Source organism: Gilliamella sp. Pra-s52 (genome assembly GCF_009795805.1).
Taxonomy (GTDB): Bacteria; Pseudomonadota; Gammaproteobacteria; order Enterobacterales; family Orbaceae; genus Gilliamella.
The window spans coordinates 1-19144 of record NZ_WTEY01000024.1 but is presented as its reverse complement, the minus strand read 5'-3'; the positions used below and the strand labels follow the sequence as shown (position 1 = coordinate 19144).

26 protein-coding genes and 1 pseudogene are annotated in these 19144 nt (G+C 36.7%); 24 read left to right on the top strand and 3 right to left on the bottom strand.

Translation table 11 applies throughout. The annotated features are described in order from the left end of the window. The first annotated feature begins 129 nt into the window (after positions 1-129). The 14 genes and pseudogenes from GQ594_RS11310 (at position 130) to GQ594_RS11245 (ending at position 9542) form a co-directional block, all read left to right on the top strand. Positions 130-1518, top strand: coding sequence for a DUF4055 domain-containing protein (locus tag GQ594_RS11310; RefSeq protein ID WP_160412943.1), 1389 nt, complete (start codon positions 130-132; stop codon positions 1516-1518). After that, positions 1515-2573 (top strand): annotated as a pseudogene (locus tag GQ594_RS12525) (hypothetical protein); the annotation flags it as partial. The gene GQ594_RS11310 and the pseudogene GQ594_RS12525, both read left to right, overlap by 4 nt. Positions 2574-3225: 652 nt before the next feature. Continuing rightward, positions 3226-3411, top strand: coding sequence for a hypothetical protein (locus GQ594_RS11300; RefSeq protein WP_160412941.1), 186 nt, complete (start codon positions 3226-3228; stop codon positions 3409-3411). 79 nt (positions 3412-3490) lie between these two features. Beyond that, a complete protein-coding gene (locus GQ594_RS11295; RefSeq protein ID WP_160412939.1) occupies positions 3491-4258 on the top strand; it encodes a hypothetical protein in 768 nt (255 codons plus the stop codon). 14 nt (positions 4259-4272) lie between these two features. After that, positions 4273-5250, top strand: a complete 978-nt coding sequence (locus tag GQ594_RS11290; RefSeq protein WP_034910069.1) for a major capsid protein — start codon at positions 4273-4275, stop codon at positions 5248-5250. Between the two features lie 36 nt (positions 5251-5286). Continuing rightward, positions 5287-5766, top strand: coding sequence for a DnaT-like ssDNA-binding protein (locus tag GQ594_RS11285; protein ID WP_160412938.1), 480 nt, complete (start codon positions 5287-5289; stop codon positions 5764-5766). Then, positions 5766-6119 carry a hypothetical protein gene (locus GQ594_RS11280; protein ID WP_160412936.1) on the top strand — a complete coding sequence of 118 codons (354 nt, stop codon included), beginning with the start codon at positions 5766-5768 and terminating at the stop codon, positions 6117-6119. Before GQ594_RS11285 ends, GQ594_RS11280 begins: the two co-directional genes overlap by 1 nt. Then, positions 6120-6569, top strand: coding sequence for an HK97 gp10 family phage protein (locus GQ594_RS11275; RefSeq protein WP_160412934.1), 450 nt, complete (start codon positions 6120-6122; stop codon positions 6567-6569). 3 nt (positions 6570-6572) lie between these two features. Further along, a complete protein-coding gene (locus GQ594_RS11270; protein ID WP_160412932.1) occupies positions 6573-6980 on the top strand; it encodes a phage tail terminator-like protein in 408 nt (135 codons plus the stop codon). A gap of 19 nt (positions 6981-6999) precedes the next feature. Next, the gene (locus GQ594_RS11265) at positions 7000-7659 is read left to right on the top strand and encodes a phage tail protein (protein ID WP_160412930.1); all 660 of its coding nucleotides are present in this window, start codon (positions 7000-7002) and stop codon (positions 7657-7659) included. An 11-nt stretch (positions 7660-7670) separates the two neighbouring features. Continuing rightward, a complete protein-coding gene (locus tag GQ594_RS11260; RefSeq protein ID WP_160412928.1) occupies positions 7671-7982 on the top strand; it encodes a phage tail assembly chaperone in 312 nt (103 codons plus the stop codon). Further along, positions 7982-8287 carry a DUF1799 domain-containing protein gene (locus GQ594_RS12520; RefSeq protein ID WP_442903540.1) on the top strand — a complete coding sequence of 102 codons (306 nt, stop codon included), beginning with the start codon at positions 7982-7984 and terminating at the stop codon, positions 8285-8287. The genes GQ594_RS11260 and GQ594_RS12520 overlap by 1 nt, the downstream gene beginning before the upstream one ends. A gap of 215 nt (positions 8288-8502) precedes the next feature. Further along, positions 8503-9030: a phage antirepressor N-terminal domain-containing protein gene (locus tag GQ594_RS11250; protein WP_160412926.1), complete on the top strand. Its 528-nt coding sequence runs from the start codon at positions 8503-8505 to the stop codon at positions 9028-9030. Positions 9031-9104: 74 nt separating this feature from the next. Next, positions 9105-9542, top strand: coding sequence for a hypothetical protein (locus tag GQ594_RS11245; protein WP_160412924.1), 438 nt, complete (start codon positions 9105-9107; stop codon positions 9540-9542). 64 nt (positions 9543-9606) lie between these two features. Here GQ594_RS11245 and GQ594_RS11240 read toward each other — a convergent pair whose 3' ends face one another. Beyond that, the gene (locus GQ594_RS11240; protein ID WP_160412922.1) at positions 9607-9801 is read right to left on the bottom strand and encodes a hypothetical protein; all 195 of its coding nucleotides are present in this window, start codon (positions 9799-9801) and stop codon (positions 9607-9609) included. Continuing rightward, positions 9785-10204 carry a hypothetical protein gene (locus GQ594_RS11235; RefSeq protein WP_160406194.1) on the bottom strand — a complete coding sequence of 140 codons (420 nt, stop codon included), beginning with the start codon at positions 10202-10204 and terminating at the stop codon, positions 9785-9787. Before GQ594_RS11235 ends, GQ594_RS11240 begins: the two co-directional genes overlap by 17 nt. Positions 10205-10325: 121 nt before the next feature. On the opposite strand from GQ594_RS11235, the gene GQ594_RS11230 reads away from it, so the two are divergent. The 4 genes from GQ594_RS11230 to GQ594_RS11215 are packed head-to-tail and all read left to right on the top strand — an operon-like array spanning position 10326 to position 11739. Further along, positions 10326-10508, top strand: coding sequence for a hypothetical protein (locus GQ594_RS11230; RefSeq protein WP_160406195.1), 183 nt, complete (start codon positions 10326-10328; stop codon positions 10506-10508). Continuing rightward, positions 10495-11310: a phage antirepressor KilAC domain-containing protein gene (locus GQ594_RS11225; protein ID WP_160412920.1), complete on the top strand. Its 816-nt coding sequence runs from the start codon at positions 10495-10497 to the stop codon at positions 11308-11310. Before GQ594_RS11230 ends, GQ594_RS11225 begins: the two co-directional genes overlap by 14 nt. 37 nt (positions 11311-11347) lie before the next feature. Further along, on the top strand, positions 11348-11554 hold the full coding sequence (locus GQ594_RS11220; RefSeq protein ID WP_160412918.1) for a hypothetical protein: 207 nt from the start codon (positions 11348-11350) through the stop codon (positions 11552-11554). Further along, entirely contained in the window at positions 11551-11739 is a 189-nt protein-coding gene (locus tag GQ594_RS11215) for a hypothetical protein (protein WP_160412916.1), read from the top strand. The genes GQ594_RS11220 and GQ594_RS11215 overlap by 4 nt, the downstream gene beginning before the upstream one ends. 343 nt (positions 11740-12082) lie before the next feature. On the opposite strand, the gene GQ594_RS11210 is transcribed toward GQ594_RS11215, so the two are convergent. Further along, positions 12083-12331: a helix-turn-helix domain-containing protein gene (locus GQ594_RS11210; RefSeq protein WP_202112583.1), complete on the bottom strand. Its 249-nt coding sequence runs from the start codon at positions 12329-12331 to the stop codon at positions 12083-12085. Positions 12332-12467: 136 nt separating this feature from the next. Here GQ594_RS11210 and GQ594_RS11205 point away from each other — a divergent pair, with 136 nt between their 5' ends. From GQ594_RS11205 to gpJ, 6 genes are all read left to right on the top strand, one after another. Further along, positions 12468-12761, top strand: a complete 294-nt coding sequence (locus tag GQ594_RS11205) for a type II toxin-antitoxin system RelE/ParE family toxin (RefSeq protein WP_065561130.1) — start codon at positions 12468-12470, stop codon at positions 12759-12761. A 2-nt stretch (positions 12762-12763) separates the two neighbouring features. After that, entirely contained in the window at positions 12764-13066 is a 303-nt protein-coding gene (locus GQ594_RS11200; protein ID WP_065561131.1) for an addiction module antidote protein, read from the top strand. An 89-nt stretch (positions 13067-13155) separates the two neighbouring features. Further along, entirely contained in the window at positions 13156-13890 is a 735-nt protein-coding gene (locus GQ594_RS11195; protein WP_160412912.1) for a phage minor tail protein L, read from the top strand. A gap of 1 nt (position 13891) precedes the next feature. Then, positions 13892-14614 (top strand): C40 family peptidase, encoded by a 723-nt coding sequence (locus GQ594_RS11190; RefSeq protein WP_160412910.1) that lies wholly within the window; start codon positions 13892-13894, stop codon positions 14612-14614. Further along, entirely contained in the window at positions 14604-15206 is a 603-nt protein-coding gene (locus tag GQ594_RS11185; protein WP_160412908.1) for a tail assembly protein, read from the top strand. Before GQ594_RS11190 ends, GQ594_RS11185 begins: the two co-directional genes overlap by 11 nt. Positions 15207-15213: 7 nt before the next feature. Beyond that, entirely contained in the window at positions 15214-19083 is a 3870-nt protein-coding gene (gene gpJ, locus GQ594_RS11180; RefSeq protein WP_160412906.1) for a TipJ family phage tail tip protein, read from the top strand. Positions 19084-19144 lie beyond the last annotated feature (61 nt).

Genomic DNA, 19144 nt, shown 5'->3' with positions numbered 1-19144 from the left:
CGGCTGTTGGCGAGATAAACCGCTACATGACCATACATCACACGGCGCGGATGCGTTTAGATATTTTGCTGTGGCTAATCGAAATGCACGCAGACAAGCTTTTACAATTCAAATGGAAACAACATTCTAATGAATCATGACATTACTTTTATTCGACCTGAGCACAAACAAGCATCTATTAACTGGGAAAAAATGCGGGATGTTTGTGCTGGCGCTGAAATAATTAAATCAAAAGGTAATCAGTATTTACCTTATTTAGATCCTACCGATAAGAGTGAACGTAATAAAAAACGCAACCAGGATTATATTGCAAGGGCGGTTTTTTATAGCATTACTGGTCACACAAAAATTGGTTTAATTGGCATGGCTTTCCGCAAAGATCCAACAATTAGCATCCCTAACAAGTTGGAATATCTCAAAACCAATGCAGATGGTGCGGGAACAAGTATTTACCAACAGTCACAATCAACGCTTGAATCAGTATTAGAAGTTGGTCGCCATGGTCTGTATGTTGATTATTCCTCAGATTCTAATGAGGCTATGATTTTATCGTATAAAGCAGAAGATATTATTAATTGGCGAACACAACGAATTAACGGTAAAGATAAGCTGGTTTTAGTTGTTCTTCGGGAAGTTGTTGAAGTCTCAGATGGATATGGTTTTAAAGATATCACTCAATACAGAGAGCTAGCTATTGACGATGGCAAGTTCATTTGTAAGGTTTGGCGTCGCACAGGTGAAAATAACAGTGGACCTTATGAAATTGATTCTATTTATGAGCCAAAACCAAAAAATGAAGATCATTGGCATGAAATTCCATTTACATTTGTAGGCGCTCAAAACAATGACCCAACAATTGATGATTCTCCTTTATCTTCATTAGTTGAAATTAATTTAGGACACTATCGTAATAGTGCTGATTATGAAGATAGTTTATTCTTTTGTGGGCAGGTTCAGCCTGCAATCATCGGATTAGACACAGAATGGCGAGATTTCTTGGAAAAGAATGGTGTCAAGATTGGATCTCGTACCCCATTATTACTTCCTCAGGGTGGTAATTTTGTTTACGCTCAAGCGCAACCCAACACTTTAGCTAAAGAGGGTATGGACGATAAGCGCAATTATATGGTGGCACTAGGTGCTAGGTTAATAGAACAAAACTCATCAGCTAAAACAGCAACACAAGCTAATGGTGATCAAACAGCATCAACATCCGTACTCGGTATATGTTGCTCTAACGTGTCGGAGGCTTACACGATAGCGCTGAAATGGTGCGCTCATTATCTTGGGATAGTGGTTGATGACATTGTCTGTTCTATCAATCAAGAGTTTATTTCTAAGATTGCTGATGCTGGCATGATTACCGCTATTGTTAGCTCATGGCAATCAGGCGCAATCAGGGATGAGGACATGATACGTGCAATGCAAAAACTAGATATCATTGACCCAAGTGCAGATCCTGAAACTGTTAAGCAGGAGCTAAAAGACGCAGCTCCTCAGTTGTTAGGTAATTTATGACAATTAACAAAAAACTTCGCGATGAAGCAATTTATCACCGCGTTAATCTAGTTGGTTATGAACATAACTTAATAAGAGAATCGCTTAAACTACTAAACGTCGTTGATAAACAGTTAACAGCCCAACTATATATTGCGTTAGATGATTTATCTTCTAGCGAATTTAAAATATCACGACTTGAATCAATGCTCAGTAGTGTTAAATCATTAAATTCATTTTCTGATTATCTCTTTTGTGAATTAAATGCATTTAGTGAATATGAGAGTAATTATCAATATTCACTGTTTGAATCGTTATTACCCGATATTGTTAAAGCTAAATACCCTTTAATGCAGATATCGCCGAATCAGTTATTTGCGGCGGTAAAAGCAAAACCATTTCAAGGGCGATTATTATCAGAATGGGTAAGCAATATCGAAGATGACAGGCTTAAACGTGTTACCAACGCCGTTAGAACTGGTTATGCAACTGGTGAAACCACTGAACAGATTATTAGGAGAGTGAGAGGTACTAAAAAGAACAATTATAAAGATGGCGTTTTAGAAACGAGTAAGAGAAACGTATCATCATTAATTCGCTCTGCCGTATCTCACACAGCAGCCGTTTCTCGTGATGAGTTCGGAAAGGCTAATAGCGATTTAATAAAAGGCAAGCAATGGTTATCTACGCTTGATACTAGTACTACACCGATGTGTATTATTCGCGATTTAAAAAAGTATACATTAGATAACCAGCCTATAGGTCATGACATTCCATACGGTGACGGACCGGGTAAATTACATTTTTGTTGTCGGTCTGTTGAGACATTTGTCTTAAAAAGTTATCGAGAACTAGGGATCGACATTGATGAGGTGCAAACAGGCACAAGAGCATCAATGGATGGTCAAGTTCCAGCCAAAACCTCTTATCTTGATTGGCTAAAAACACAATCACAGGATAGGCAAGAGCAAATATTAGGGGTAGAAAGAGCGAGGTTATTACGAAATGGAGAAATTGAGCCAGAAAAGTTTTTCACTCGCGATGGACACTTATTAACAATTGACGAGTTAAACAACCAACTTAGTGGTCAACTTTCAAATTTAAGAACAGTTGAAGATGTTGAAAATTGGATGCAAAGAAAAAGCATAGCTGCTAATGTTAAATTTCCGAAAGATACATCTCTCGAAAGCGCTAAAGATGTTGCTGAAATATCAGAAGATATTATTAAAAGGTTCAATTTATCAAAACTCTCATGGTTAGGAACAAAAGATACATTTTTGGAAACTGCGGCTGGTGCTTATAATTTATCTCAAAACTCAATTCACATGGCTCAATGGATGTTAGACCCAAGCGAATGGGAGGCAATTGCAGAAAACGCCGCCATGCTAGGGTTTAAAGATATGGCCATTTATGAAATTGATTTATCTCCAGATAAAAAACAGCTAGCACAGATAATTGCTAACTTGGATGTCTTGCCTTACGCATCAGTTCAAAGCATAAAAGGAACAATAGCACATGAATTTGGGCACTATCTATATTATCAAGATGAGAAGTATTTATCTAAAATCACTCAAATTGCATATAATGATAAATGGGCGCATGTGCTAAGTTATTATTCTTCAGATTCAAATGAGGAGCTTTTTTCTGAAAGCTTTGCTTTGTATATGCTTGGCGATACTGAATCGAGAAAAAGAATTCATCCTTTAATACTAGAATGGTTAATAAAACATGACAAACGATAATCTAAAAAAGGTCCACGATTTAATTCAAAAACAGCCGTGGGATGATGACATCTTAGTGAAGATTCAAAGGTTAATTGATAACGAGCCAAATTTAGCCATTAAACGCATGATGGCTATGAGCATGAGTGCAGTTACCCATAAAATGGAAAACAGCAAAACAATAGATAAATAAATATTTATGAACATCTACAAGGTCGCTATATGCGACCTTTTTTATTTTCAGAGCAAAGCTCAAATCCTGAGGGGAAATTATGTTATTTAGAAAAATCAACCGAAAGTTTTATTCAGAAGCGCAAGAAGGTGGCGATGCTGGTGGTGGCGCAACAATCACCCCAGAAGTACAAGCCTTAATTGATAAAGCAGTTGCTGAAAACACGCAAGGCTTAAAAAATAAAAATACCGAATTGCTCGGTAAGCAAAAGGCATTATCTGAAAAACTAAAGCAGTTTGAAGGGATTGATCCTGACGCCGTCAAAACAATTTTACAGCGATTTTCAGATGATGAAGAAGCAAAACTTATTTCAGCAGGGAAAATCGATGAGGTATTAAACAAACGCACAGAGCGGTTTAGAAGCGAGTTTGATAAAAAACTCAAAGCAGAACAAGAGCGAGCTGATAGCGCACAAAAGAAAGCCGAAAAGTATAGCAGTATTGTGCTTAGCAACAAAATGACTAATGCGGCATTGAAAGCAGGAGCGTTACCAGAAGCATTAGAAGATATTAGTTTACGTGCCAAAGGCATGTTTATTTTAAGTGATGACGGCGAGGCTGTCGCAGTAGGACAAGATGGCGAACCTTTACTTGGTAAAGACGGTAAAACTCCGTTAACACCTCAAGAGTGGGTGAAATCATTAAAAGATAATGCTCCACACCTATTTCCAAAAGCCGAAGGCACTGGAGGCGGAGGTCACAAGGCAGGTGGTTCCAATTTAGTTCGTTCAAAAATGACCAGTACGGAAAAACACAACTACATCCAAAAATATGGTCAACAAGCATATTTAAAATTACCAAAAGATTAAGAGGAAGTTAAATAATGGCAACAACAGTAAATACAGATTTAATCATTTACAACGATTTAGCACAAACCGCATTTTTAGAACGACGCCAAGATAACTTGGATGTATTTAATGCGGCATCTAATGGTGCAATTCTTATCGATAATGAATTAATTGAAGGAGATTTTCGTAAACGAGCATTTTACAAGGTTAACGGCTCTATTGACCCTCGTGATGTTAATTCGGTTGATCCTGTTACAGGTAAAAAAATCGGTGCAGGCGAAGCTGTGGGCGTCAAAGTACCATGGAAATATGGACCTTATGAAACAACAGAAGAAGCATTTAAACGCCGTGGGCGTGATATTTCTGAATTTTCTGAGGTGATCGGCGTTGATGTGGCAGATGCAACATTAGAGGGCTACGTTAAATATGCCATCAATTCTCTAATGGCTGCTATTGGCGCTAACACTGACATGACAGTAACTGCGGATATTGCGACCGATGGGAAGAAAACATTAACCAAAGGATTACGCAAATATGGCGACAAATTCAATCGTGTTGCTTTATTTGTTATGCATTCTACAACCTACTTTGACATTGTAGATCAGGCAATGGATAACAAGCTATACGAAGAAGCTGGTGTTGTGGTTTATGGTGGTCAACCAGGCACATTAGGCAAACCTGTATTAGTTACTGATTCTGCGCCAGTTGATGCGATTTTAGGTTTAGTTGCAAGTGCTGTAAAAATCACTGAGTCACAAGCTCCGGGCTTCCGTTCTTATGACATCAATACGCAGGAAAACTTAGCAATCGGATATCGTGCAGAGGGTACAGTTAACATTGACTTACTCGGTTATAGCTGGGATACATCAAAAGGCGCTAACCCAGATTTAGCTAAGTTGAGCAATCAAGTTAACTGGAAAAAACACTTTGACAGCAATAAATCTACCGCTGGCGTTTTAATTAAACTAGGAGCGCCAAACGTTAACAGCAGATCTGCCAAAGTAAATAATTAAAACAAAGGGCGTAAAGCCCTTTTTATGGAGCGATGAATGATTAATGCCGATCTTAATTCTAGCAGCTTTAACAGTTATGCAAGCATTGATGATTTAGAGCATTTTGCTAACGCAAGAGATATAAGTTTACCTAACAATAAAGAATCATTACTTATTAAAGCAATGGACTATTTGAATGGATTAAATTGGGCAGGTAAAAAAGCCAAACAAAACCAACCTTTACCATTTCCTAGAAAGGATATTGTTTTGGATGGCTATTCATTATCTAGCAATGAGATCCCAACTCCACTAATCACAGCTCAATGTATGTTAGCTATTGAAGCTATTTCGGATGATTTATTGCCTAGTGTGCGTGAGGCTCCAGTAAAGTCGGAGTCTATAGCTGGCGCGTTAACAGTCGCTTATTCGGTCGATGAATCTGGCTTTAAACCGCAGTATACGGCTGTTATGTCAATATTGGGGGATTTGGTTGTTAGCCGTGGGTTTTCAATAAATTGTATTGCTGAGAGGTCGTGATGGGAAACTTTTATGAACGCTCATTTAATACGGCCTTGAAGCTCCTTTCAAAATATGGCATGAAATACTCCGTATTAAGAAAGGGTAAGGTCTCGATTGTTAACGGTAAAGAAGTTATTACCGAAAATCAAACCTTTACAACAATTGGCATAAAAACCAATTATAACCCGATTGAGATTGACGGAACAGTTATTCAATCAGGCGATATTCAAATGGTTTTTTCTGCTGATGTTGAGCTGAAAATCAATGATATTGTAACTATTGACGGAGAAAAATACCTGATTAAACAGCCTAATCCAGTAAAACCTGCTGATGTTCTCATATGCTACAAAGCACAGTTGAGGAAAGCGTAAATGTCGAATAGTCAAAACTTTCTATCGTCTATCAATGCGTTTGTAGATAAAGCGAAAGCAAAAAATGAGCTTGTAGTTAAAAAGGCTAGTATCGAAATCTTGCAAGACATTATCAGAATGTCACCAGTAGGACAGCCTGAATTATGGCAATGTTATGCACCTAAAGGCTATGTTGGTGGACGTTTTCGGGGGAATTGGCAAGTTACCTTTAATGCGCCTGCATCTGTTGAACTGGATAGAATTGATCCATCAGGAATGGACACGTTAAAAGATGGTATCGAGCAGATTGGACGGTATACTTACGGCGTTCAGTCAATCTATTTCACTAACAACCTACCTTATAGCGTGAGATTAGAGTTTGGACACTCTAAACAAGCGCCTAACGGTATTGTCAGGGGCGCCGCACTAAATGCTCAAGTTCATTTTGAAAACGCCACAAAAGGAGGTTAATAATTGATTTCGACAATTTCAGAATTGCTCGAATCGCATTTAGATATCATTGCCAACCAGCTAGGTTTACCAATCATTTATGAAAACATCGAAGCAACACCTAATGACGAAATCTACTTAAAATCTAATATATTGCCAGCAATCACAACCAGCTTTGATTTGAGCGGTAATTCAAGGATTTATAAAGGAGTTTACCAAGTTAGCGTAGTTGCTCCAATTAACACTGGTAAATCACGCTCTCAGCAAATATCAGAATCGATTATTAAGCATTTTCAACTCAACACAGAGTTAACCAAAGATAATTTTTCACTTTACATCAACTCAATACCTAGTGTTTATCCTGCTATCACAGATAAAACCACTTACACCATCCCAATTAGCATGAATTACCGTGCTGATACATTAATTTAATTAAATTAGGAGTTTTACTATGGGTTTTGCATTACCTAACGGCGCACGTGTTTACGTGCAAAAATCAAAAGGCGAGGCTTTAGCATTTGAAACTATTACAAACGCCAAAGAAGCGGTTGTTACATTGAAAGCGAATCACGGGCTTATGGTCGGCGATGAGGTTCTAATCACGTCGGGTTGGGCAAGGCTTAATTACGTTGTGGCCAAAATTACTCGGGTTAATGCTGCGGACGTAACATTGGGCAATATTAACACCAGCAATGTAAATATGTTTCCTGTTGATGAGGGTGCTGGGACGGTTACTAAAATTACATCTTGGGAACGTTTACCTCAAATCAAAGAAGTTTCAACCGAGGGTGGCGAGCAACAATATGTTCAAATTCAATTCCTTGAAGATGACAAAGAAAAGCAATTGCCGACCATTAAATCGGCGAAAAGTAAAAGTTACACCATTGCTCATGACAGTTCTTTACCAGCTTATCCTGTGCTTCAAGAATTGGATCAAACAAACGATGTGGTAGCAATGAAAATGTATGTACCAAAAGCAAAGGAAACTCGCTACGACGCTGTGCGTGTGTCATTTGATCCAACACCCGAAACGACTATCAACGAGATTGAAACCGTAAAAATCAATACGACAGTTGAATCACCAGCAATCACATTTTATAAAGATAGATAAGGAAAAACTAAATGGCAAAATTTAAATTAGTCGCAGAACCAACGTTTAAGAGTAATGTCTTAATTCCTCGTGCGGGTCAAGAGGACGGGCAAATCGAACTAACCTTTAAACATTATTCAGCAGATAAGCTCGCTAAACTTGAAGATGAAGTTAAAGATAAACAAATTATCGATATTGTCATGAAAATAGTTCAAGGCTGGAGTTTGGATGAAGAATTTAATCAAGAAAACATGCAAATCTTATTAAATAACTATCCTGCTGCTTGGCGCGCGATAACCGATACATATTATAAAGAAATGTTAGGTCAACGCGAAAAAAACTAATTGAACTTGCCATTGCTCTATATACCCCTGAGCCGTCAAAGGATGAACTGGCGGCATTCGGTCTAACCGAAGATGATTACGCTGATGAGTATGTAGAAATATGGCAAGAAAATTTAGGTGTTTTTAAGCTATTTAAAGCAATGTCCACCCAGTGGCGTACAAGCATGGGGGGCGTTACAGGGCTTGATTACAAGTGCTTACCGTGGGTTATGAAAGTTAATAACATAGCTGAAAACGAGACTATTTTTAACGATATTCAAATCATGGAAAGCGAAGCCCTGAAATTAATGCACAAATCAAAATAATTGTTAGTTTAAAGGGTAACATTTGAAAAATCACCCATCAGTCATCAATAACAGTCAAGCCACCTTCGGGTGGTTTTTTTATGCTCATTATTCAGCAAATCAATAAAAATTTAACGCTCACATGAATAGCTCGACGGAGTAAAAGCATGAAGCTGCCTACCTTCAGTGAATTGTTTTCATGTGAGCTTTTATTAAAAAGGTAAAAGGAGTGATTAATGAATAATTTAAAAAAAATAGAAGTCCCATTTTGCAATACAATAATCCAAGCTATTGAGCATAACGGACAGCTTTATGTTTCAATGCGTCCCATTTGTAAGAATATCGGCTTACAGTGGGGATCTCAGTATAACCGCATCATGCGTGACGAAGTAATGAAAACCTCCGTCTTCATAATGAAGACGCAGCTAGATGGCGACATACAAAATCGTGATATTGTGTATTTACCTTTATCAATGCTGAATGGTTGGTTGTTTGGCGTTAGTACTAAGAAAATCAAACCAGAGTTAAAAGACAAGCTAATTAAATATAAGCGTGAATGTTACGACGTGCTTTATCAATATTGGACTAAAGAGCGATTCGAATTCATGAAAGAGATAAATAAACTGCTTTTTGAGTTCCATTACGAAAAAGAGGGGGCAAGTCAAGCAGGCAGAATATTATCAAACTGGAAACGAATTAAGCCTCGCATTGAAAATAAACTTCATTCATTAATGAATCAATCTCAATTACAGCTAACAGTATAACCGCCTTGCGCGGTTTTTTTATTGCGCTTAGTTAATAAATTTCATACTATTACCAAAAAAACTAAGGAGATGGTATGAAAAGAATTTTACTAATTAGCTTGGTTTTATTTGGCTGTGAAGAAAAAAAAGTAACTGAAGAAATGCTTATTGGGGATTGGAGATGTGATTTTGCGCAACAAATTGCTAAATGGAAAGATGGCGCTTTTCAGGATTATGGTGAGATTAAAAGAGATAAAGGTCCAATAAAATATTTTATGAAAGATAATGTTCTGTATTTTAATTTTGGAAATCCGACTTCTTATCCGTTTAAGCTAAATTCCTATTATGACCAATCGGAAATCATTAATCAACTAGATAACCATAAGGTAAAATCGAAAAAATCTATAACATACATTTCTCCTGATAAATATAAAGTTATTGATGTCACGGAGGATATTTATACTAATGATAGCGATAGCAGTGAAAATAATAAAACAAAGTTCGAATATATTTGCGAACGAGTGAAACAATAAAAATTACATATTTGTTGACTATCAAAGCAATTTAATCAAACCCTCTTAGAGGGTTTTTTATTAGTTATTTTGAAAAGTGCTTACCAAAAAACCATGCAAGAGCGAAAAATAAAATAAATCCAATGGGGTTACTTAAAAAGATACTCGTTAATGTGCTTGCAGGAACATTTCTCGCTTCAATCAGTGAATCTTGCGCAAATACAAAATTGCTAAAAAACAGCGATAACATGCATAGTATTAATTTATTCATTGTTTTCATTTTTGGTCTCCTTTTCTGGAAGATTTATTTTTAAAAGAATATTTTTTAGATCATCAAGACCCTCAGATATAAAGTTTAATGCTTTTTCTGTTTTCATTTTAATGACTTTTTCATTATTCATATTTGCTAATCCTAAGGCTGAATTCACTGTTGATTCATGTTGCCTCAATTTATTATTAGCCTCATGGTAGAGTTTTTTATATTTTTCAGAAAGAATAAGTTCATTGATTTTCATATCCATTTCATCAATTGAACACGCAAGTCGATTTTCTAACGCTATTGTTAGTTTAAGCCTATATGCGATTTCAGAGTTAAGGCTTCTGAGGTTGCTTTTCGAGCTATTTTCTAAATATGAACGTACGTCATCATCTAATCTCGTTGGGAAAGGCTTTATTGTGTTCATAGTGTGATTCCTTTTGACTCATTACAATAATATAGTTTTTATAAGAAGTATTGACAACTGAATCATTATGATCCAAAATAAGCATGTAAAATAAACGTAAACACAATAAAGGGGGATCATTTTGATTCATGGAGTAAGTAAAATTAAACCGTTCCCGACAAGAATGCCTGATGATTTAAGGGAATGGTACGAGAAAGAGGCTGAATGTAGCCGACGATCGCTAAACTTTGTGATAGTTGAAGCTTTAGCAGAACATAAAGAAAAGAAAATCAAACAAAGAGAGGTAAAAAATGCAAACATCTAAAAAAACAAAAACCCCAAGTGCAGCAACACTTGAGGTTCAATCATTAATCCCACAGCAAAGAGGAATCAAATCTACGAAAAATGATATAACTTTAGTTAATAAAAGTCAATTGACAATGTCTAGCCGTGAAATAGCGGAGTTGACAAATAAAGAGCATAAAAACGTTTTACGAGTAATTAGAGACTTAATGTCTGCTCAAGTTTTAGACGCTCAAATTGAGCCACTAAAATTTGAATATAGAAATCAATGGTTTGATTACTATGAGTTAAATAAACGTGACTCACTTGTTACCGTTGCTAGATTATCACCAGAGTTTATGGCTTTTGTTGTTGATCGATGGCAAGAATTAGAGCAGCAAGCTTCAAACAATCAAATAAAACTCCCAACAACAAAAGAGCTTGCTCTAATGGTTATTCAAGCCGAAGAAGAAAATGAAAGGCTGATGATAGAAAATAAAACACTAGGATCTCAACTTGAAGAAATGAAGCCAACGGTTGCTGCTTTTGATCGTATTGCTACTAAAGCAGAGGGTAGTATGTGTGTAACTGATGCAGCTAAACATTTACAAGTTCAACCCAGAAAATTCTTTCAAGAATTAAATTCAATGGGGTGGATCTACAAAAGAACAGGTGGTCATCATTGGCTTGGATATCAAGATAAGGTTAAGCAAGGGTTGCTAGAACATAAGATTACAACAGTCTCAAGAAGTGACGGTAGTGAAAAGATAGTGGAGCAGGTACTAATTACTCCAAAAGGATTAGCAAAGTTATCACAACTTTTATCACAAAAAATAGCCGCTTAATTATAAGCCCGCAGAGGGGCAACTTGAGGATGTAAATATGGACAGAAATATAATTATTCAAGAGAACGATTTTAACGTTTTATGTGCAAAAATAAATCACATTGCTGCAATTGCAGAGTTATTAATTAGCGACAACGGTCAAAGTAAGTGGGCTGATGAGACTCTAATAAACAGTATAGGTGCAATCTCGACAATGTCGTATGAAATGTCAACTTTATTTGAAAAAGCGGAGGTTGTAGCATGAAACACATCATTGATAATTATGACTATGAAATAATAGTTAAAAATTTAGAACAGGCAAAATCATTGGCTTATCTTATGGGTAGTAATGTTAATGAAAGCGATGACAAATCAAATATATTTTGGTTATTACAAGATTTAGTTAATTATGCTTTGCGATTAGTTGAAGATTCTGAGTCGTTAGTTTAACCCTTTTTTTAGACCCTTTTTTAATATATTGATTATTATTAATTAATTTTCATGTGATAAAAAAGGGTTATTTTCGAAAAAATGGCTAAAATTTAGTTAAAACAAAAGGCTATGTTTGATATAATCTAGTTTACCGCCGAATAGGCAGACATAAACCACCTGCGGGTGGTTATTATCATGAAAAACTAGTGATCAATCAAATGCAGAACAAGTTTTTAATGTGTTGATTAATAATAACTTTATTACAACTATATAAATACTTTAAATTTAAAATCGTTATTTATTAAAAAGTTAACTTTAGATCAAATATTATTAGCTCCTAATCCGCTTCGGCGGGTTTTTATTAAAAATCTAACAGTTCAGGCTTGATTTGTAGTGCTTGGGCAATTTTAATTCGTGTTGCTTTTCTTAACTTTTGGCTTTTTTCATATTGAGAATAAGCTGATTGGCTAATACCTATTTTATTCGCAACTTCAACTTGAGATAATTTTAAATACTCACGCCATGCTTGTGCAGGAGAATAGTTATTATCAAAAACCATGTTAACAACTTCGTTTGGTACACCTGTTTCAACATCGATTGTTTTATTCATTATTATTTTTATGATTAACCTCAATATAAGCATTATATAAGTTTTAGTAAAAATATAAATAATTAGAATTGATAACCATGGTTGACATTCTAGCAGTGTAAGATATAATAGTTTTAAATTAAAACAGGAATAAAGCATGATTACTGTAAGTTATACACCGCAAATGGAAAAATGGTTGAAGTCGCTTAAAGATAAAACTGCAGCAGCTAAAATTAAAGTTCGAATTCGTCGTATGCAAGAAGGTAATTTTGGTGATGTTAAGCCTGTAGGCAGCGGTGTATCAGAAATGCGTATTCACTGTGGAAAAGGGTATAGGGTTTATTTTGTTAACCGCAATAATGAAATTGTTATTTTATTGTGTGGCGGTGACAAGGATACACAACAAACAGATATTAAAATTGCTAAAGAATTAGCAAATAAATGGGGTTAATTATGACTACAAAACTAAAAACTTTTGATGTGGTTGATTTTTTAAATACTGATGAAGAAATGCAAGAATATTTAAATGCCGCAATAGAAGAAGGAGACCCTAAATTTTTATTTATTGCGCTTGGTGATATAGCTAGAGCTAAAAACATCAGTCAGCTTTCACGTGATACAGGTATAAGCCGTGAGGGTATTTATAAAGCGTTATCAGGTGAGGGTAATCCTACTTTTAATACAATCTTTAAAATTGTTCAAGCATTAGGTTTGCAAATGCAGTTTTCCTCACAAAAACATGCTGATTGTTGTTGACTGAGTATGGAAAATCTAATGTAGATATACAAAATAAAATCAAACCTAAAGCTCGCTATTGCGGGCTTTTTTTATGTCTGGAGAAAACTATGCCAATAGCACAAGATTTACAAACCCTTGAGGGTAACCAGCTTATACAACTAATAGAAGTCGATGGCACAAAATTTGGTCTTGATGAAGTGCTGAGATTTCATGCTCATAATATTTCGCCCGACGGGTGGGCGTCATTTGCTGCGGAGAATTTGCCGTCAATAAAATGGCAAGGTAAAGAATATTTACCGTATCCCTATGAGTTAAAAGACATTGAATTAAGTAGCACTGGCTCACAACCAACACCAAGATTATCAGTTGGCAATATAGACGGTAGGGTAACTCGTCTTTGTATTGATTATGATGATTTGGTCCAAGCAAAAGTCAAAATCCACACGACAATGGCCAAATATCTTGATGCGGATAATTGGCTTAATGGAAATCCTATCGCAGACCCCACACAAGAACGAGTCCAGTTATTTTTTATCAATAACAAGCGCGAAGAAACAAAAGCGACCGTTGAGTTTGAATTATGTTCACCTTTTGACATACAAAATCTTAAATTGCCCACACGGCAAATAACAACGGTTTGTACTTGGTGTATGCGCGGTTGGTATAGAACAGGGACAGGGTGCGACTATGCTGGCAATAAGTACTTCACTAAAGATGGTATAGAGACTGACGATCCTGCTAAAGATCAATGCGGCGGATTATTAAAGGATTGTAAAGCTCGCCATGGTAATAATCCTCTCCCTTTTGGTGGTTTCCCTGCGGCAAATTTACAAGGTAAATGATATGAGACAAAAATTATTAGATGCTATAAAAAAACATGTTGAAAGTGAATATCCTAACGAGGCGTGCGGTCTGATTGTGGATACGGGTAAAACTCAAAAATATATACCGTGTAAAAACATATCAGACAATCCCAAAGAGCATTTTTTAATCTCACCTGATGAGCAACTGGAAGCCGAGAAACGAGGTGAAATCATTATGATTATTCATTCTCACCCTGATGTGGTATCACTTGTCCCGTCGGAATTTGACCGTATTCAATGCGATTATTCAGGAATTGAATGGGGAATTATGTCTGTCCCTGATGGTGATTTTTGCACAATATCACCGCGTATAAATCGGGATTATACGGGGCGTCAATGGCTGCTAGGGTATGCTGATTGTTGGGCGCTTATTATGGATTACTATAAACGAGAGTATAACATTAGCCTAAAGAACTATTCTGTTACTCGCGAATGGTGGGAGAGTGGAGATGAAAATATTTATGATGACAATTGGCAATCAGAGGGGTTTGTTGAGGTGGACCTCAAAGACATGAAGATTGGCGACATCATTATGATGCGAATTGGTGCACAGGTTACAAACCATGCCGCTATCTATGTAGGTGATAATCTTATTCTGCATCATCTTTACGGTCAATTATCATCAAGAACGCCGTATGGTAAATATTTTAGAGATAGAACCGTTCGAATAGTACGACACAAGGAGTTATTTAATGCTGAGTAATGTAACATTTAAAGGCGCAATGGCTAAGCAATTTGGTAAGAACCATCAATACGATGTGCAAAATATCAAGGAGCTATTAAGAGCATTATGTGCAACGATAAAAGGCTTTGAAAAATACATGGGCTCAGCGCATATGAAAGGTGTCAAATTTGCATTTTTTGTTGACGGCAAAAACATTGGTATTGATGAGTTTGATATTAATGCAAGTGGTAAAAATTACATGATCATGCCTGTAGCTCAAGGGGCAAAAAGTGGTGGTTTTTTGCAAATAATTATAGGGGCAGCCGCTTTAGTTGCCGCTTTTTTTACTGGTGGCGCATCGTTAACCATGTTTGGTGCAACAATAACTGTTTCATCAACGCTTGCAGGAATCGGTATTAGCATGATGCTTGGTGGGATTGTTCAATTGCTCACGCCTCAACCGAAGTTTAAAGCTGGAGGTTCATCTAGTGCAGAAAACAAGCCCAATTATGGATTTGGTGCGCCAGTTAATACCAATGCTGTAGGTTATCCTGTGGCTATTTTGTTGGGTGAGCGTGAAATTGGTGGTGCGGTAATTAACGCTGGTATTTATTCAGAAGATCAACAATAGGTGAATTATGCATTTGATAGAGGGTCAAAAAGGTGGTAGTAAAAAACAGCATAAGCCGTATGAACAACCAGATAATCTACTTTCAACAGCTAAGCTTAAAGCATTGATTGCATTGAGTGAGGGTGAGATTCAAGGCGATATTACAGAACAAAATATTTATATTGATAACACCCCATTAGCTAATGCCGATGGTTCACGTAATTTTAATGGTGTTACGTGGGAGTTTCGTAATGGCTCACAAACTCAAGATTATATTAAGGGTATTCCTGAAATCAGTAATGAGTTGCGAGCAAATTATATAGTAAAAGCCAATAAACCGTGGGTGCGTTCATTTTCTAATTTAGATCTAGATGCCATTAGAATTAAGTTGAGTTTGCCTACGCTTGTTCAATATAAAGATAACGGTGATATTGTTGGTACAATTGTGAATTATGCTATTGATTTATCAACGGATGGTAGTGCTTTTGAAACGGTTGTGAATGCGGAATTTAATGGTAAAACAACATCTGAATATCAACGAGATCATCGAATAAATCTGCCAAGTGCGGTAAATGGTTGGGCTATTCGGGTAAGAAGATTAACGCCAGATTCTAACTCTAATAGTAAATTAATTAACGCGTTTGGTGTGTCTTCATATGCCGAAGTGATTGATAGTAAACTACGCTATCCTAATACCGCCTTGCTTTATATTGAATTGGATGCTAGTCAATTTAACGGAGCCGTGCCCAAGATCAGTTGTAAGCTAAAAGGAAAACTGGTTCAAGTTCCCGATAATTACGATCCAGTCAGTAGAACATACTTAGGGGCTTGGCGAGGCGGTTTTAAAATGGCTTACACGAATAATCCTGCTTGGCTGGCTTATTATTTAATGCGTGATGAGATAGCGGGCATGGGATTACGGATTGATTCTACCATGTTAGATAAATGGTCTATCTATCAGCTTGGACAATATTGTGACCAAATGGTTTCGGATGGAAAAGGAGGCAAAGAACCACGTTTTGCTTGTAATGAATATATACAAAGCCAAGAGGACGCTTACACAGTACTTAAAGATTTGGTGGCTTCATTTCGTGGGATAATTTTTTGGGGTAATGACCAGATTTGTTTAACGGCTGACATGCCACAAGACGAGCCTGATTTTATCTATCATCCATCAAATGTTATTGGGGATTTTGCTTATTCAGGTGGTTCATATAAAAATCGGTATACTTCGTGCTTAGTTGCTTATTCTGACCCCAATAACCATTATTGTGATGATGTGGAAGCGGTATGGGACTATGATTTAATGCGTCGATACGATGTTAATGTGATGAAATTAACTGCGATTGGTTGTACATCACAAGCAGAAGCCCAACGGAGGGGACGCTGGGCATTACTTTCCAATGCGAAAGATGAGGTAATCACTTTTACCGTTGGCTTGGATGGGTATATCCCTATGCCTGCGCGAATTATTGGCGTAGCCGATCCGTCCCGTTCAGGTAAAGAAAACGGCGGACGAATTCATGCAGTTTCTGGGCGAAAAATAACGCTAGATAGGGCTGTTGATTATGGCGCAGGTGATCGACTAGTAATTAACTTGCCAGATGGCACAGCTCAAAGTAGAACCATCAAAGCAATCAGTACCGATAAAAAAACGATTACGGTTTCTGCTAACTATAAAATTGAACCAGTGGTTGGTGCGGTTTGGTGTATAGATAGTGATAATATTGCAATTCAATATTTTAGAGTGACATCAATATCGGCAACTGAAAAAGGTCAGTTTACAATAACGGCTATTCAGCACGACCCTGATAAATTCAAATATATTGATGAGGGCGTTCGGATTGAGTCAAAACCTATTACCGTTACTCCGCCAAGTTCAATTTCTACCCCCAAAAATATTGTTATTTCAGAAAGCAGCTACATCTCACAAGGATTGTCAATTGCATCTTTAAATGCAACATGGGATACGGTGGAAGGAGCAACAAACTACGTTGCACAATGGCGAAAAGATAATTCAGCTTGGATTAATGTTGGTCGCACAAACGGCACAAATTTTACTGTCGAAGGGATTTATTCAGGTGTTTATGATGTCCGTGTAAGAGCAGTTAATGCCATTGATGTATCTTCACCTTGGGCATATTCACAAGCGACTTCAATTAAAGGTAAGGTTGGCAAACCTGATAAGCCAATTGGGTTTACAGCTAGTGATGACGTTGTTTTTGGCGTTGATTTAAAGTGGTCGTTTCCTGATGGTAGCGGTGACACAAGTCATACTGAAATCCAATACTCTACTAATGAGAGTGAAGAAAAGGCGCTACTGTTAAGTAATGTTACGTATCCAAGTTGTAGTTATTCACAAACAGGATTATCAATTGGTCAAGTGTTTTTCTATCGTGCTCGATTGGTTGATAAGATCGGAAACGTTAGTGATTGGACAGAATGGGTTAGAGGGATTTCTAGTATAAATACTAACGATTTAACCGATCATATTTTTGATGAAATCAAAGAAACTGACGCTTGGAACTCTCTTATTGATTCAGTTGATAATGCAGCGATTAGTTCAATAGAAAACGCAAAGGCGATCATTGAAAATGCGTTAGCTAACGACGTGAACTCGAAAAAATGGCGCAAGACAATGGGCAATGTTAGTGTAGAGATAAAAGAAACTAAAGCGTTAATTGCATCAGAACATGAAGCTACAGCGATTGAACTTAATGAAATATCTTCAACTTTGGACGGAGCTAAAGCTAATATTGATGAACTTAAGAAAACAACAATAAAACAAGGCGAGTTGATTGAATCTCAAAGCGGCACTTTAACACACTTATCATCATCAATAGATAACACAAATAAGAGCGTTAAAAATAATGTTAGCGCTCTTAATCAAATGAGCACAAAAGTAACTCAACAAGGCGAGAAAATCTCAGCACAAGCGGATGCTATTAATTCAATCAATACTAATATTGGTGAGGTGTCAACACAAGTTACCGACGTATCAAAAGCTATTCAAGATACAAACGGGAAATTATCAGCGTATCGGACAATGAAAGTTCAGGTTGATAATAAAGGTCAACAGTATGTTGCCGGTATGACGATGGGCGTTGAGAATACCGATAATGGCATGCAGTCAAATGTCATCTTCTTACAAGATCGTTTTTCAATTATGAATGCCGCAGGTGGTGACCCTCAGGTAATTTTCACTACTCACGGCAATCAAGTGATTATCAACGATACAGCTATTGGAAAAGGCTCAATAACAGATGCACACATTAAAGATGGATCAATAACTAATGCGAAAATTAGCAACATCATTCAGTCTGATAATTATGTTGACGGTAAAAAAGGTTGGCAGCTATCTAAAGAAACTGGAGCGTTGAAGGCTGTCAATGCTGATATTTCAGGGAAATTACGAGCAACCTCTGGAGAATTAAACAATGTTGTGATTAATGAGAACTGTCAGATTAAAGGCACGTTAAACGTTGGACAGATTAAAGGCAATGTGCTCTCAGCAAAAAACTACGTTCGTGATGTTTATTTGGGATTTAATCTTCAACCGCCACAAAATTCAGCGCACATAATGACAGTTGAAGGGAACGGATGCTGGCAAACGCTGTGCTTTGTTGGACCAACAGGAGTTGAATGCAGCAACGGCAATGTATCTGAAGTGACGTTACAATTTTTATTTAACAATCAACTCTCTTTTAATATTAATCAATTAATTAATGATGGAAAAATAGATAATCTATACCTGCCAATACCTCCGTTTCCGCTCGGTAGTAGGGTTGATATTCAATTAATTGGCGAGCGACATAAACATTCATTTGTGAATCAATGTAAAGTTTCTTTTAATTCGTTAGCGTTGTTAACAAATAACTCAAACGGATTTCTTGATTAATTAACAAGTTATCAGAACAAACCGCTTAATTGCGGTTTTTTTTATATTTAAAATTTGAGGA